The sequence below is a fragment of the Pseudomonas sp. NFACC56-3 genome (genome assembly GCF_900100025.1).
GTDB lineage: Bacteria > Pseudomonadota > Gammaproteobacteria > Pseudomonadales > Pseudomonadaceae > Aquipseudomonas > Aquipseudomonas fluorescens_AA.
Genome location: NZ_FMTK01000006.1, coordinates 181,481 through 195,334, shown reverse-complemented (window position 1 = coordinate 195,334; position 13,854 = coordinate 181,481). Strand labels below are relative to the sequence as shown.

At 64.0% G+C, this 13,854-nt stretch carries 9 protein-coding genes; 2 read left to right on the top strand and 7 right to left on the bottom strand.

What is annotated here, in order from left to right:
* Window positions 1-238: 238 nt before the first annotated feature.
* Window positions 239-4,135, top strand: a complete 3,897-nt coding sequence (gene purL / locus BLO80_RS11640; RefSeq protein WP_092331964.1) for a phosphoribosylformylglycinamidine synthase — start codon at window positions 239-241, stop codon at window positions 4,133-4,135.
* 4 nt (window positions 4,136-4,139) lie between these two features.
* Window positions 4,140-4,451 carry a YqfO family protein gene (locus BLO80_RS11635; RefSeq protein WP_092331967.1) on the top strand — a complete coding sequence of 104 codons (312 nt, stop codon included), beginning with the start codon at window positions 4,140-4,142 and terminating at the stop codon, window positions 4,449-4,451.
* Between the two features lie 245 nt (window positions 4,452-4,696).
* Here the strand turns inward: BLO80_RS11635 and BLO80_RS11630 are convergent, their stop codons facing one another.
* From BLO80_RS11630 to BLO80_RS30055, 7 genes are all read right to left on the bottom strand, one after another.
* Window positions 4,697-5,779: a scabin-related ADP-ribosyltransferase gene (locus BLO80_RS11630; RefSeq protein WP_139196964.1), complete on the bottom strand. Its 1,083-nt coding sequence runs from the start codon at window positions 5,777-5,779 to the stop codon at window positions 4,697-4,699.
* Window positions 5,780-6,299: 520 nt separating this feature from the next.
* Window positions 6,300-8,012 carry an N-acetylglucosamine-specific PTS transporter subunit IIBC gene (gene nagE, locus BLO80_RS11625; protein ID WP_092331972.1) on the bottom strand — a complete coding sequence of 571 codons (1,713 nt, stop codon included), beginning with the start codon at window positions 8,010-8,012 and terminating at the stop codon, window positions 6,300-6,302.
* 33 nt (window positions 8,013-8,045) lie between these two features.
* Window positions 8,046-10,559: a phosphoenolpyruvate--protein phosphotransferase gene (gene ptsP / locus BLO80_RS11620; protein ID WP_092331975.1), complete on the bottom strand. Its 2,514-nt coding sequence runs from the start codon at window positions 10,557-10,559 to the stop codon at window positions 8,046-8,048.
* A gap of 41 nt (window positions 10,560-10,600) precedes the next feature.
* Window positions 10,601-11,623, bottom strand: coding sequence for an SIS domain-containing protein (locus tag BLO80_RS11615; protein ID WP_092331977.1), 1,023 nt, complete (start codon window positions 11,621-11,623; stop codon window positions 10,601-10,603).
* On the bottom strand, window positions 11,604-12,710 hold the full coding sequence (nagA, locus tag BLO80_RS11610) for an N-acetylglucosamine-6-phosphate deacetylase (RefSeq protein WP_092331980.1): 1,107 nt from the start codon (window positions 12,708-12,710) through the stop codon (window positions 11,604-11,606). The genes BLO80_RS11615 and nagA overlap by 20 nt, the downstream gene beginning before the upstream one ends.
* 17 nt (window positions 12,711-12,727) lie before the next feature.
* On the bottom strand, window positions 12,728-13,459 hold the full coding sequence (locus BLO80_RS11605) for a GntR family transcriptional regulator (protein ID WP_092205378.1): 732 nt from the start codon (window positions 13,457-13,459) through the stop codon (window positions 12,728-12,730).
* Window positions 13,460-13,649: 190 nt separating this feature from the next.
* The coding region (locus BLO80_RS30055) for a hypothetical protein (RefSeq protein WP_218189371.1) at window positions 13,650-13,854 on the bottom strand (205 nt) is incomplete at its 5' end.

The following is a 13,854-nucleotide window of genomic DNA, read 5'->3' as shown; positions in this document are numbered from 1 at the left end:
GCCAGTCTGCTAGCGGTTGCAAAACATGTCCGCAACACCGGCCGGCCGGGGTATGGCAGGCTTTGCGCCGCTGAAAAATATCTCTGCGCGGACCTTGGCACGGGGGGCCAATACCGTCGTACGCGCAAAGACCGACATTCGGCCAGCACCGTGCATGCCGTTTCGGGTGCCGTTGCCGGCGGTTTAGGCTAGAATGCACGGCCTCAAAGCACACCCCCTTCCCGAGGCTGTCCCGAAGATGTTGATCCTGCGCGGCGCTCCTGCCCTTTCTGCCTTTCGCCACAGCAAACTCCTTGAGCAACTGAGCCAAAAGGTTCCGGCTGTCAGTGGCTTGTATGCTGAATTCGCTCACTTCGCCGAAGTCACCGGCGGTTTGACCGGCGACGAACAGCAGGTGCTCGCGCGCCTTCTGAAGTACGGCCCCAGTGTTCCTGTCCAGGAGCCGGCCGGTCGCCTGTTCCTGGTGCTGCCGCGTTTCGGCACCATTTCGCCGTGGTCGAGCAAGGCCAGTGACATCGCCCGCAATTGCGGCCTGGCGAAGATCCAGCGCCTGGAGCGCGGCATTGCCTTTTATGTCGCCGGTGAGTTCAGCGAGGCCGAGGCCCAGTTGATCGCCGAAGGCCTGCATGACCGCATGACCCAGGTCGTGCTGGGCAACCTGGAGCAGGCCGCCGGTCTGTTCAGCCACGCCGAACCCAAGCCGCTGACGGCCATCGACGTACTGGGCGGCGGCCGTGCCGCACTGGAAAACGCCAACGCCGAACTGGGCCTGGCCCTGGCCGAAGACGAGATCGATTATCTGGTCAACGCCTTCCAGGGCTTGAAGCGCAACCCGCACGACATCGAACTGATGATGTTCGCCCAGGCCAACTCCGAGCACTGCCGCCACAAGATCTTCAACGCCAGTTGGGACATTGACGGCCAGAGCCAGGAAAAAAGCCTGTTCGGCATGATCAAGAACACCTATCAGATGCATAACGAGGGTGTGCTGTCGGCCTACAAGGACAACGCGGCGGTGATCGTCGGCAATGTTGCCGGTCGCTTCTACCCGAACCCCGAGACCCGCCAGTACGGTGCGGTCCAGGAGCCGGTGCACATCCTGATGAAGGTCGAGACCCATAACCATCCGACCGCCATTGCGCCGTTCCCGGGCGCGTCCACCGGTTCCGGTGGCGAGATCCGCGACGAAGGCGCCACCGGGCGCGGCGCCAAGCCCAAGGCCGGCCTGACCGGCTTCACCGTGTCGAACCTGCAGATCCCAGGTTTCGAACAGCCGTGGGAAAAGCCCTACGGCAAGCCTGAGCGCATCGTCAACGCCCTCGACATCATGATCGAAGGTCCCCTGGGGGGCGCGGCGTTCAACAACGAATTCGGCCGTCCGGCCCTGACCGGCTACTTCCGTACCTTCGAACAGTCCATCACCACCCCCCGTGGCGAGGAAGTCCGTGGTTACCACAAGCCGATCATGCTCGCGGGCGGCATGGGCAACATCCGCGCCGAACACGTGCAGAAAGGCGAGATCCTGGTCGGCTCCAAGCTGATCGTCCTCGGTGGCCCGGCCATGCTGATCGGCCTGGGCGGTGGCGCGGCTTCCTCCATGGCCACCGGCACCAGCTCGGCCGACCTGGACTTCGCCTCGGTCCAGCGGGAAAACCCGGAAATGGAACGCCGTTGCCAGGAAGTCATCGATCGTTGCTGGCAGCTGGGTGAACACAACCCCATCAGCTTCATCCACGACGTCGGCGCGGGCGGCCTGTCCAACGCCTTCCCGGAACTGGTCAACGACGGTGGCCGTGGTGGCCGCTTCGAACTGCGCAACATTCCAAACGACGAGCCGGGCATGGCCCCGCACGAAATCTGGAGCAACGAATCCCAGGAGCGTTACGTCCTGGCGGTCGGCCCGGCCGACTTCGAACGCTTCCAGGCCATTTGCGAGCGCGAACGCTGCCCGTTCGCGGTAGTGGGTGAAGCCACCGCCGAGCCGCAACTGACCGTCACCGACAGCCACTTCGGCAACAGCCCGGTGGACATGCCGTTGGAAGTGCTGCTGGGCAAGGCCCCGCGCATGCACCGTTCGGCGGTTCGCGAAGCGGAGCTGGGGGATGATTTCGATCCGTCCACCCTCGACCTCGGCGAGTCCATCGAGCGCGTGCTGCATCACCCGGCCGTGGCGAGCAAGAGCTTCCTGATCACCATCGGCGACCGTACCATCACCGGCCTCGTGGCCCGTGATCAGATGGTCGGCCCATGGCAGGTGCCGGTGGCCGACGTGGCCGTGACCGCCACCAGCTTCGACGTCTACACCGGCGAAGCGATGGCGATGGGCGAGCGCACGCCGCTGGCGCTGCTGGATGCCCCGGCCTCGGGCCGCATGGCGATCGGCGAGACCCTGACCAACATCGCGGCTTCGCGCATCGGCAAGATTTCCGACATCAAGCTGTCGGCCAACTGGATGTCCGCCGCCGGTCACCCGGGTGAAGACGCCCGCCTGTACGACACCGTCAAGGCTGTCGGCATGGAGCTGTGCCCGGAGCTGGGCATCACCATTCCGGTGGGCAAGGACTCCATGTCCATGGCCACGCGCTGGAACGACGAAGGCGTGGACAAGAGCGTGACGTCGCCGCTGTCGCTGATCGTGACCGGTTTCGCCCCGGTCACCGACATCCGCCAGACCCTGACCCCGCAACTGCGCATGGACAAGGGCACCACCGACCTGATCCTGATCGACCTGGGCCGTGGCCAGAACCGCATGGGCGCCTCGATCCTGGCCCAGGTGCATGGCAAGCTCGGTTCGCAAGCGCCGGACGTCGACGATGCCGAAGACCTGAAGGCGTTCTTCGCCGTCATCCAGGGCCTCAACGCCGACGGTCACCTGCTGGCCTACCACGACCGTTCCGACGGTGGTTTGCTGACCACCGTGGTGGAAATGGCCTTCGCCGGTCACTGTGGCCTGAGCCTGACCCTCGACAGCGTGGCCGAGTCCACGGCTGAAATCCCGGCCATCCTGTTCAACGAAGAACTGGGTGCGGTGATCCAGGTTCGCCAGGACGCCACCCCGGACATCCTCGCCCAGTTCAGCGCCGCCGGCCTGGCCGATTGCGTCTCGGTGATCGGTCAGCCGATCAACAACGCCCACATCAACATCACCTTCAACGGCGACACCGTCTTCGAAGGCCAGCGCAGTCTGTTGCAGCGTCAGTGGGCTGAAACCAGTTACCAGATCCAGCGCCTGCGCGACAACGCCGAGTGCGCCGAGCAGGAGTTCGACGCGCTGCTGGAAGAAGACAACCCGGGCCTGAGCGCCAAGCTCAGCTACGACGTCAACCACGACGTGGCCGCGCCCTACATCAAGAAAGGCATTCGCCCACAAGTGGCGGTCTTGCGCGAGCAGGGCGTCAACGGCCAGGTGGAGATGGCGGCAGCGTTCGACCGCGCCGGTTTCAACGCGATCGACGTGCACATGAGCGACATCCTGGCCGGTCGTGTCGACCTGAACGACTTCAAGGGCATGGTCGCCTGCGGCGGTTTCTCCTACGGCGACGTGCTCGGTGCCGGTGAAGGCTGGGCCAAGTCGGCGCTGTTCAACAGCCGCGCCCGCGACGCATTCCAAGGCTTCTTCGAACGCACCGACAGCTTCACCCTCGGCGTGTGCAACGGTTGCCAGATGATGTCCAACCTGCACGAGTTGATTCCGGGCAGCGAGTTCTGGCCGCACTTCGTGCGTAACCGCTCCGAGCAGTTCGAAGCGCGCGTGGCGATGGTCCAGGTCCAGGAGTCGAACTCGATCTTCCTGCAGGGCATGGCCGGTTCGCGCATGCCGATCGCCATCGCCCACGGCGAAGGCCATGCGGAATTCGAAAGCGAAGAAGCCTTGCTCGAAGCCGACCTGTCCGGTTGCGTGTCGCTGCGGTTTGTCGACAACCACGGCAAGGTCACCGAAACCTACCCGGCCAACCCGAACGGCTCGCCGCGCGGGATCACCGGCCTGACCAGCCGCGATGGCCGCGTCACGATCATGATGCCGCACCCGGAGCGGGTGTTCCGCGCGGTGCAGAACTCGTGGCGTTCGGACGACTGGAACGAAGACGCGCCCTGGATGCGCATGTTCCGTAACGCCCGCGTCTGGGTGAACTGAGGCGGTGTACAAGCTCTGCTTCTTCGTCCCGGCCAGCCACGTAGACGAGGTCAAAAGCGCCGTATTCGCTGCCGGTGGCGGGCGAATCGGCGACTATGACCACTGTGCCTGGCAAGTGTTGGGCCTGGGCCAGTTCCGCCCTCTGGACGGCAGCCGGCCGTTCATTGGCGAGGCGGGCCAGGTCGAGCAGGTCGAGGAGTGGAAGGTAGAGCTTGTCGTTGCCGATGAGCTGATTCGTGGGGTGGTGGACGCGCTGAAACAAAGCCATCCCTACGAGACGCCGGCATATGAAGTATGGCGGTTGGAGGATTTCTGATCCTCGGTTCGTTGAAATGAAAAACCGCTGATTGAACCAGCGGTTTTTTATTGCCCGGGTGAATGGCAAAACCATGCCCGCCAGCGCAAGCAGGTTCCCCCTTGGAGTCCAGTGATCCCGTTGGCACAGTCCACCCTGTGGGAGCGAGCTTGCTCGCGATAGCGGTGGGTCCGCTTAGATGAGCAGTGGATGTGCCGCCGTCATCGCGAGCAAGCTCGCTCCCACATGGGCTCTTCCTTGCCCGTCTACTGATGCCGGTTCTCGAGCCGGCAGGCTTCTTTTTCAATGCCGATGCATTCGACCGGTTCGCCCACACCTTTCTCGAACCGGCGAGCATTCATCAAGAGCCCGCCCTTGATACCGCCGATGAAGGCGAAGGCGCCTGGACGGTTGCCGGTGTCCTCCCCTGACAGATCCACCGCCACGCTGTTGGGCCTGACTTCGTACACCCAGCCGCCGTTTGCCGCTTCCGTGACCGCCCAGATCTTGGCGTCGCTATAGTCACGAAACGCCACGACGACCGATTGAACGGAAGGAGACTCCGGGCTGCTCGCCCAACGCAAGACCGGTGGTTGCGAGTTTCTTGCCCGTAACCCACTGGCCAGTGCGTCCGCTCCTTGCACAGGGTTGATCCTCGAGGAGCCCACCGCCCAGAGGGATTCTTTGTTTGTCACCCAGGCCAGGCCTTCTGGCGGGGTGATCTTGCCCCAATCGATAGGCGTCGCTGCGACTTCCAGCATCGTCTCGTGACCGGAGGGTTCGCGGTAGTCCGGGTTGGCGATGCAATCGGTCAGGTCGGTTTTCTTGCAGGCCTGCTTGATAAAGTGCCCTTTGACCCCGCCGGGGTAGCTGATCTCTTCCTCGCCGATAATAGGCCCCCCCGATTCCTGTTGGTCGATGCCATGGGGGGCCTTGAACTCGAATACCCATTCATTGGCGAAGCTCTGGGCGATACGCTGGCTACGCGTCGTACTGCTGTAGACCGAGCGCTGGGCCCCAGCCCCATGCTTGAACCAGTTGTACATCCATGTGTCCTCGGGGAAGGTCACGGATTTGGGTAGCAAGCCGACCTGGAAGGCCTCGAGGCCTTGATTGGTGGTGTCTCCCCGATAAAGCGTGTCCAGGTCGGTCCGCCAGCGCAATAAGGGTTGGGTCTTGCGGATGTCCACGCTGGGATCCGCCGTGACCTGCAGCCAGGCCTGGTACCAAGGTTCATCCTTCTGCGCCGAGTCCGGGGTCGTTGCCCACGCATTGGGGCTCGCCTGCCAGGCGCCTGCCAATACCATGGCGACAGTCGCCGCCCGTATAAAACCGCTGCTTCTACTCATGATGTGGACACCTCTCCTGAAACGAGGATGCCAATCGAATCACATATTTCATTACGACCTATTCTTCGAATTGACAGTGGAATTACCGATTGCTCAGTGCCAAGGCAACGCTGGAATGTGCCTAGGTTCACTGCGTGAGAGAGAATAGATGACTGTGATTGGCTGTAAGCTCTTATTTTGTAACAAGCGTCTCAGTTGGGTGCGGTCGCGAATATCAGGTTGTGTTTATTGGCTGTTACTGGTCTGAATTATCCGTTACCTGTTATTTCTGACAGTTGTTAGCGCTTGGTTGATGACCTTTAATCGAGGGTTTTGTCGAGGGATCGCGCTAGATAACTTTTCGGTTGGGGACAGGTTCGGGCTTGATGCAATAAGTACCCGCCTCATCGCGAGCAAGCTCGCTCCCACAAGAGGCAGGTGTCGATCACAGGTTTGTGAACAACACCCAGCCACTGTGGGAGCGAGCTTGCTCGCGATAAATCGAAAGAAGAATACAAAAATCCCGGTAGAACACGGGGTGCTAGGCCCCGGCATCGACCTTGCGGCCATGCGCCAGGCCATCCAATGCCTGCCATAACCGCGGCGCCTTCTCCCCCAGCAGCAAGTGCCAGACGCCACCCTCCAACAAGCTCATACCCTGACACCCCAATCCTTTGAGCTGGCTTTCCGACAAGCCCTTGTCATCGGCCAGCCGCACCCGTAGCCGGGTCGTCGCCACGCACTCGAGTTGCAGGACGTTGTCCTGACCTCCGAGGGCGTCCAGCCATTGTTGCGCTTCGGCGCTGGAAAGGGCGGCAGGCGTTGTCGGTGCAGGGGCATTCGGCACCGGCGCGGTGACCGGGCGAAGGGAGGAGGGCATCGCCAGGCGGATTTCATCGGCAATGCTGTCGGCCATCGGCCCCACCACCACCTGCAGGCTCCCGCCGTTACCGGGGCGCACCACGGCCATGGCGCCGAGGGCCTTGAGCTGGGCGTCGGACGCCTTGTTGCGATCCACCATGTCCAGCCGCAAGCGCGTGGTGCAGGCACCGATGGTGATCAGGTTGTCGGCGCCGCCCAACGCCTGGATGTAGGCCGCGGCCCGCTGGTTTTCGGCGATGGCCGGTTTGTCGCCTGCCGGTACCTCTTCACGCCCCGGGGTCTTCAGGTCGAAGCGGCGGATGCAGAAGTCGAACACCAGGTAATAGATTGCCGCGTAGGCCAGGCCCACCGGGACGACCAACCAGCCGTTGGTGGATTTGCCCCAGCCCAGGACCATGTCGATGAAGCCACCGGAGAAGGTAAAGCCCAGGTGAATGTCCAGCAGATTGGTCACGGCCATCGACACACCGGTGAGCAGCGCGTGGGCCAGGAACAACAGGGGCGCGAGGAACATGAAGGCGAATTCGATCGGCTCGGTGACACCGGTCAGGAACGAGGTCAGCGCCATGGACAGCAGGATCCCACCCATGACCTTGCGCCGCTGGGGCAAGGCATTGCGGTACATCGCCAGGCACGCGGCGGGCAGGCCGAAGAGCATCACCGGGAACATGCCGGTCATGAACTGGCCACCCTTGGGGTCGCCGGCGAAATAACGGCTCAGGTCACCGGTGACCACCGCACCGGTGTCGGGGTCGGTGAAACTGCCGAAGATGAACCAGGCCATGTTATTGAGGATGTGGTGCAGGCCGGTGATCAGCAATCGGTTGAACACTCCGAACACGAAGGCGCCGAAACTGCCGCTGTCCATCAGCAAGGCGCCGAAACCGTTGATACCCTGCTGGATCGGCGGCCAGATAAGGCCGAACACCACGCCCAGCCCGACGGCGCTGAAGCCGGTGACAATCGGCACGAAGCGCCGGCCACCAAAGAACGCCAGGTACTCCGGCAGCTTGATGTCCTTGAAGCGGTTATACAGCGCGCCCGCCAGCAGGCCGCTGATGATCCCGGCGAGCATGCCCATGTTGATGCTGGCATCGAGCACCTTCAGGGTGGCGATCATCACCAGGTAGCCGATGGCCCCGGCCAGCCCCGCCGTACCGTTGTTGTCCCGGGCGAAGCCCACGGCGATGCCGATGGCGAAGATCATCGCCAGGTTGGCGAAAATCGCCTGGCCGGCATCGTGGATGATGGCGATGTTCAACAGGTCGGTGTCGCCCAGGCGCAGCAACAGGCCGGCGATGGGCAGGATCGCGATGGGCAGCATCAGTGCCCGGCCGAGGCGTTGCAGCCCTTCGATGAAATGCTGGTACATGGCGTCTCTCCCTTTATTGTTTTTCGAAGTGGCTCAGCCCAGGGGCCAGTGTCGATGGCAGGCACGGCGTACCGCGAGTGCGCTGCCCAGGTTCAGCAGTTCGCTGCTCAAGCGAGCGCACTGCGCGGCGTCGAGGTGGCGCACGCGGTCCTTGATTTCGCCGATCTGCGGCGGGCTGACCGACAGTTCGCGTACACCCAGGCCGATCAGTACGGGCGTGGCCAATGGGTCCGAGGCCAGGGCCCCGCACACGCCGACCCAACGCCCATGCCTGGCGGCACCGGCGCAGGTCTGGGCGATCAGCCGCAGCAGCGCGGGGTGCAAGGCATCGACCCGGGCGGCGAGGCCGGCGTGGTCGCGGTCCATGGCCAGGGTGTATTGCGACAGGTCATTGGTGCCGATGGAGAGGAAATCCGCATGTTCGGCCAATTGTTCGGCCAGCAACGCGGCGGCCGGCACTTCGATCATCACCCCCAATTGCGGGCGTTCGCTCAGGCCCAGTTCGGTGCCAAGGGCATCGAGGCGTTGGCGGATGTGCAGCAGTTCGTCGACTTCGGTGACCATGGGCAACAAGATTCGACAGCGGTCCAGCGGACGGGTTTGCAGCAAGGCGCGCAGTTGCTGGTCGAGCAGGTCCGGTCGCACCTGGGCCAGGCGAATGCCGCGCAGGCCCAGTACCGGGTTGGCTTCGCTCGGCAGTGGCAGGTAGTCCAGTTGCTTGTCACCACCGACGTCGATGGTGCGAATGATCACCGGCCTGTCGCCCATGGCATCGAGTACGGCTTGATAGGCCTGGCGCTGCTCTTCTTCGTCGGGAGCGGTGTGGCGGTCGACGAAGAGAAACTCGGTGCGCAACAAGCCAACGCCATCGGCACCGTTGGCCAAGCTTTCGCCGGCTTCGGCGCTGGAGGCCACGTTAGCGGCGACTTCAACCTCCACGCCATCGACGGTTCGCGCCGGCGTGTGGGCGAGGGTCTGTTGTTGGGCGCGCAGGGCTGTGCGTCGGGTCTGTGCTTGCCGCACTTGCGCCAGGCGCTCGGCGGTGGGTGTGAGTTCGAGGCGGCCACCATCAGCGTCCAGCACCACCGATTGCCCTGGCGCCTGTGCAAGCAGTGTCTCGCCCAGCGCCACCAGGCATGGCAGGCCTTTGCCTCGGGCCAGGATCGCCACATGGGACGTCGCGCCACCCTCGACCATGCACACGCCGGCCACACCTTGTGCGCTGAGTTGCAGCAGGTCCGACGGGGTCAGTTCCTGGGCGGCGACGATGGCGCCCGCCGCGACGTCGAACTGCCAGGCCTCACCCAGCAACACCCGCAGGACCCGTTGGCGCAGGTCGCGCAAATCGTTGGCGCGCTCGGCCAGTAGCGTGCTGCCCAGTTGTTGCAGGACCTGGCATTGGGCGTCGATGGAGCGGCTCCAGGCGTGGGGCGCCGCACTGCCTTGTTCGATGAAGAGGTCGGCGGCATCCAGCAGTAGCGGGTCTTCCAGCAGCGCCAAGTGGGCACTGAAGATCGCCTCTTCATCGTGGTGCTGCCTGGCCCGGGCGTGCTCCAGCGTGAGGTGGATCTCGCCACGGACCTGGGCCAGGGCGTCACTCAGGCGTTGTCGCTGCTCTTCGATGGCATGGCCGCCGATGTCTTCCGGCAATTGAATGCCACTCAACCGAACCATCGGCCCAGTCACCAGGCCGGGCGCGGCACATACGCCGTGCAACACGCCCGCTTCGGCATTAGTCCGTGGTGGTTCGGGCGGCGGCGCGCTGGCATGGGCCTCTTCCACCAGGGCTGTGGATAAGGTCGCCAGCAAGGCTTGCAACGCCGCCTCGGCATCGCTGCCCCGGCAACTGACGTGCACTTGCGCCTGTTCGGTGATGGCCAGCCCCATCATGCCCATGACGCTGTCGCAGGAGGCCGACTTGCCGTCGAAATGCAGCTGCGAGCGGCTCTTGAAGCCTTGCGCGGTCTGGCGCACCAGCGCCGCCGGACGGGCGTGAAGGCCGCCGCGATGGGCGATGCGGACCTGGCTGAATACTTCAATGCCACAGTCCTGTTCGTGATGTTCCGCCTGGCCGCCGGCCTTGGCGAGAATGTGCAGCAGCGGCTCGCCGACCTTCACCCCTTCGAGCGTGATGGGCCGTGCCTGGAAACGCTCGCCGTTGGTGATGACCAGCAGGCTGACCAAGCTCTTGCAGCGCAGCGCCACTTTATCCACGTCATAACGCAGCAGCGGCTGGCCATGGCTGACCCGTGCACCTTCCTTGACCAGCATGGAAAACCCGTCGCCTTGCAGCTCGACCGTATCCAGGCCCAGGTGCAGCAGCAGTTCGGCGCCATTGTCGGCCCGCAGGGTCACGGCGTGGCCGGTGCGGGCGACGTGGATTACTTCAGCGTCGCAGGGCGCGTAGAGGGTATCGTTCAGCGGGTCGATGGCGATCCCATCGCCCATGGCGCCGCTGGCGAACACTGCGTCCGGGACATTGGCGAGGGTGAGCACCGGGCCGCTGAGGGGGGCGCTGAGGATCAGCTCTTTATTGTTGTTGGGCATGGGCTCGCTCTCTTCAGGCTCTTGTTTGAAAAGCAGTCGGATCAGTGGGTACGGGTGACCTTGCTCAGGTGCCGTGGCTGGTCCGGGTCCAGGCCTCGGGCCACGGCCAGGCTCGCGGCCATCGCGTAGAAGCTCTGGATCGCCAGGATCGGGTCCAGGGCCGGGTGCTCGGCGCGGCTCAAGGTCAGGTCGCGTTCGACAATGTCATCAGGTGCCGCCAACAGGACCCGGGCACCGCGCTGGCGCATGTCCGCGGCCAGGCTCAACACGCCGGCCTGTTCGGCACCGCGCGGGGCGAACACCAGCAGTGGGTAGTCATGGTCGATCAGCGCCATGGGCCCATGGCGAACTTCGGCACTGCTGAAGGCTTCGGCCTGGATCGCCGAGGTTTCCTTGAACTTGAGCGCTGCTTCCTGGGCGATGGCGAACCCGGCGCCCCGGCCGATCACCATCAACCGCTGACAGTCGCGCAGGGCGTCGACAGCGCTGTGCCAGTCCTGGCGGGCGGCCTCGCGCAGGCCCTCGGGCAGGGCGCCGCCGGCTTCGAGCAACTCGGCGTCGGCTTTCCAATGGGCCACCAGTCGCGCACTGGCGCTGAGGGTGGCAATGAAACTCTTGGTCGCGGCGACGCTGCTCTCGACGCCGGCACACAGCGGCACGCTGAATTCACAGGCGGCTTCCAGAGGCGAGTCGGTGGCGTTGACCAGGGCCACGCTCAAGGCGCCACGCTTGCGCAACAGGCGCAGGCTGTTCACCAGGTCCGGGCTCTGTCCCGACTGGGAAAACCCGAACGCCACCTGGCCGCTGACCTTCAGCGGCGCCTGTTTCATGGTCACCACCGACATCGGCAGCGAGGCCACCGGGATGCCCAACTGCTGCATGGCCAGGTAAGCGAAATAGCTGGCGGCGTGGTCGGAGCTGCCGCGGGCGACAGTCATTGCCACTTGCGGTGGCTGGCGGCGCAGACGTCCGGCGATTTCCTCGAGGGCCGGGTCCAGTCGCTGCAACTGGCGTTCGACCGCTTCATGGGAGGCCAGGGCCTCTTCAAGCATTTTGGAAGTCAATGGCTTCTCCTTCGACCATCACGTCGGTCAGGGTCAGGGAACGGTCAAGGCGTACACAGTCGGCCCAGGCGCCGGGTTGCAGGCGACCGCGCTCGGGCAGGCCGAGGTAGTCGGCGGGAAACTGGGACAGACGCTGGGAAGCTTCGGCGATGGGCAGGCCGATTTTCACCAGGTTGCGCAGGGCCTGGTCCATGGTCAGGGTGCTGCCGGCCAGGGTGCCATCGGCCAGGCGCACCCCGCCCAGGCATTTGGTCACGGTGTGGCTGCCCAGCTTGTATTCGCCGTCGGGCATGCCGGCGGCGGCGGTGGAGTCGGTGACGCAGTACAGGCACGGGATCGCCCGCAGGGCCACGCGCATGGCGCCGGGGTGCACGTGGAGCAAGTCGGGGATCAGCTCGGCGTAGCGGGCATGGGCCAGGGCCGCGCCGACGATGCCCGGCTCGCGGTGATGCAGCGGGCTCATGGCGTTGTACAGGTGGGTGAAACTGGTCGCCCCGGCGGCCAACGCCGCGACGCCTTCTTCGTAGCTGCCCAAGGTATGGCCGATCTGCATGCGCACGCCCCGGGCGCTGAGGGCGCGGATCAAGGCATCGTGACCGGCGATTTCCGGGGCGATGGTAATCACCCGGATCGGCGCCAGGGCCAGGTAGCGCTCCACCTCGGCCAGCAGCGCGGTGTGGGCGAAATTCGGTTGCGCGCCCAGTTTTCCAGGGTTGATGTAAGGGCCTTCCAAGTGCACGCCCAGGACCCGGGCGCTGCCGTTCGGGCGTTGTTCACAGAACTCGCCGAGGGCCTGCAGCACGCTGGCGATTTCTTCGCTGGGCGCGGTCATAGTCGTGGCCAGCAGCGCGGTGGTGCCGAAACGCACATGGGTGCGGGCGATGGTTTCGAACGCCGGGGCGCCTTGCATGATGTCCTTGCCGCCACCGCCATGGACGTGCAGGTCGATGAAACCGGGCAGCAGGTAGGGCAGGTCGTTGCTGGCCGGATCGCAAGGCTGGCCTTCGATGGACACGACCTTGCCGTGTGCATGGATCAGGCGGCCGCGAACCCAGCCATTGGCGGTGAGGATATTGTCTTCGGACATGGGGACTCTCTAGTCGTCTAGCGCCGCAGTTCTGCGACAAAGTCGTAGTAGTCGTTGCGGCAATAGGTGTCGGTGACTTCGATGGGGGTGTTGTCTTCCAGGTAGCCGACCCGGGTCATCAGCAACATCGCGGTGCCGGGGGCGATGCCCACCAGGGCGGCGAATTCGTCCGAGGCATTGATGGCCTGGATGTGTTGCAAGGCGCGCACCACCGGCTTGCCGATGCCGTCGAGAAATGCGTAGAGGGAATCGCCCACCGCTTGCGGCTTGGGAATGAGGCTGGCGGGCAGGGTGCTCATTTCGATGGCCATGACCGTGTCGTCGGCCTTGCGCAGGCGCTTGAGCCGAGCGACTTTGTCGGTGGGCGACAGGCCCAGGCGGATCAGTTCTTCGTGGGTGGGCGGGGTGATTTCCCGCTCCAGCCATTGGGAACCCGGCACAAAACCCTTGAGCCGCAGCATTTCGCTGAAGCCGCTGAGGCGTGACAGCGGCTGTTCCAGGCGCGGGGTGATAAAGGTGCCCGAGCCCTGGTTGCGGCGGATCAAGCCTTGTTCGAACAGCACCTCCAAGGCCTTGCGGGCCGTGACCCGGGAAATGCCCAGTTGCTCGCTCAAGCTGCGCTCGGACGGCATCGCCTGCTCGGCTTTCCACTGGCCGGCATGAATCGCCGTCTCCAGGTTACGCGCCAATTGCAGGTACAGCGGCGTGGGTTGGGTGTCGTCAGGGCGCAGGGCCAGGATGTCGTTCATAGGGTGTCCGATGCGGTTGTCGAGTTGTTGTCGCTCGGTAAGTGGGGTGGAAGCTAATACCACTTGAATACCATGTCAACGCCGCTTGCCTGGGTTCTAGAGGCGTTGTTAGCGGGTTTTATCGGGGTGGGATTGAAGTGGTATTAGGGGGAGGGGATTCGAACGCAAAGATCTTCAGGTGCGACAACGCCTACTGGGTGAACTGGTATTCATCTGTAGGTAATTTCTGAAGATGGGATCTTTTGATTTTATTTTTCGATGCTGACAGGCGGTCGCCCGAGCCCACTAAGGCTAACGAGCTGTCGTGGCGAGGGAGCTTGCTCCCGCTAGGGCGCGAAGCGGCCTCAAACCTGACAACCCGGTGTGTCAGGAAAATTGAGTTGTCTGCTTTGGGG

Bases quoted from the DNA above. Each gene is read 5' to 3' on its own strand.
- BLO80_RS11605 (WP_092205378.1), bottom strand. From the start codon at position 13,459: ATGAACGACATCCTGGCCCTGCGCCCTGACGACACCCAACCCACGCCG.
- nagA (WP_092331980.1), bottom strand. From the start codon at position 12,710: ATGTCCGAAGACAATATCCTCACCGCCAATGGCTGGGTTCGCGGCCGC.
- ptsP (WP_092331975.1), bottom strand. From the start codon at position 10,559: ATGCCCAACAACAATAAAGAGCTGATCCTCAGCGCCCCCCTCAGCGGC.
- nagE (WP_092331972.1), bottom strand. From the start codon at position 8,012: ATGTACCAGCATTTCATCGAAGGGCTGCAACGCCTCGGCCGGGCACTG.
- purL (WP_092331964.1), top strand. From the start codon at position 239: ATGTTGATCCTGCGCGGCGCTCCTGCCCTTTCTGCCTTTCGCCACAGC.
- BLO80_RS11630 (WP_139196964.1), bottom strand. From the start codon at position 5,779: ATGAGTAGAAGCAGCGGTTTTATACGGGCGGCGACTGTCGCCATGGTA.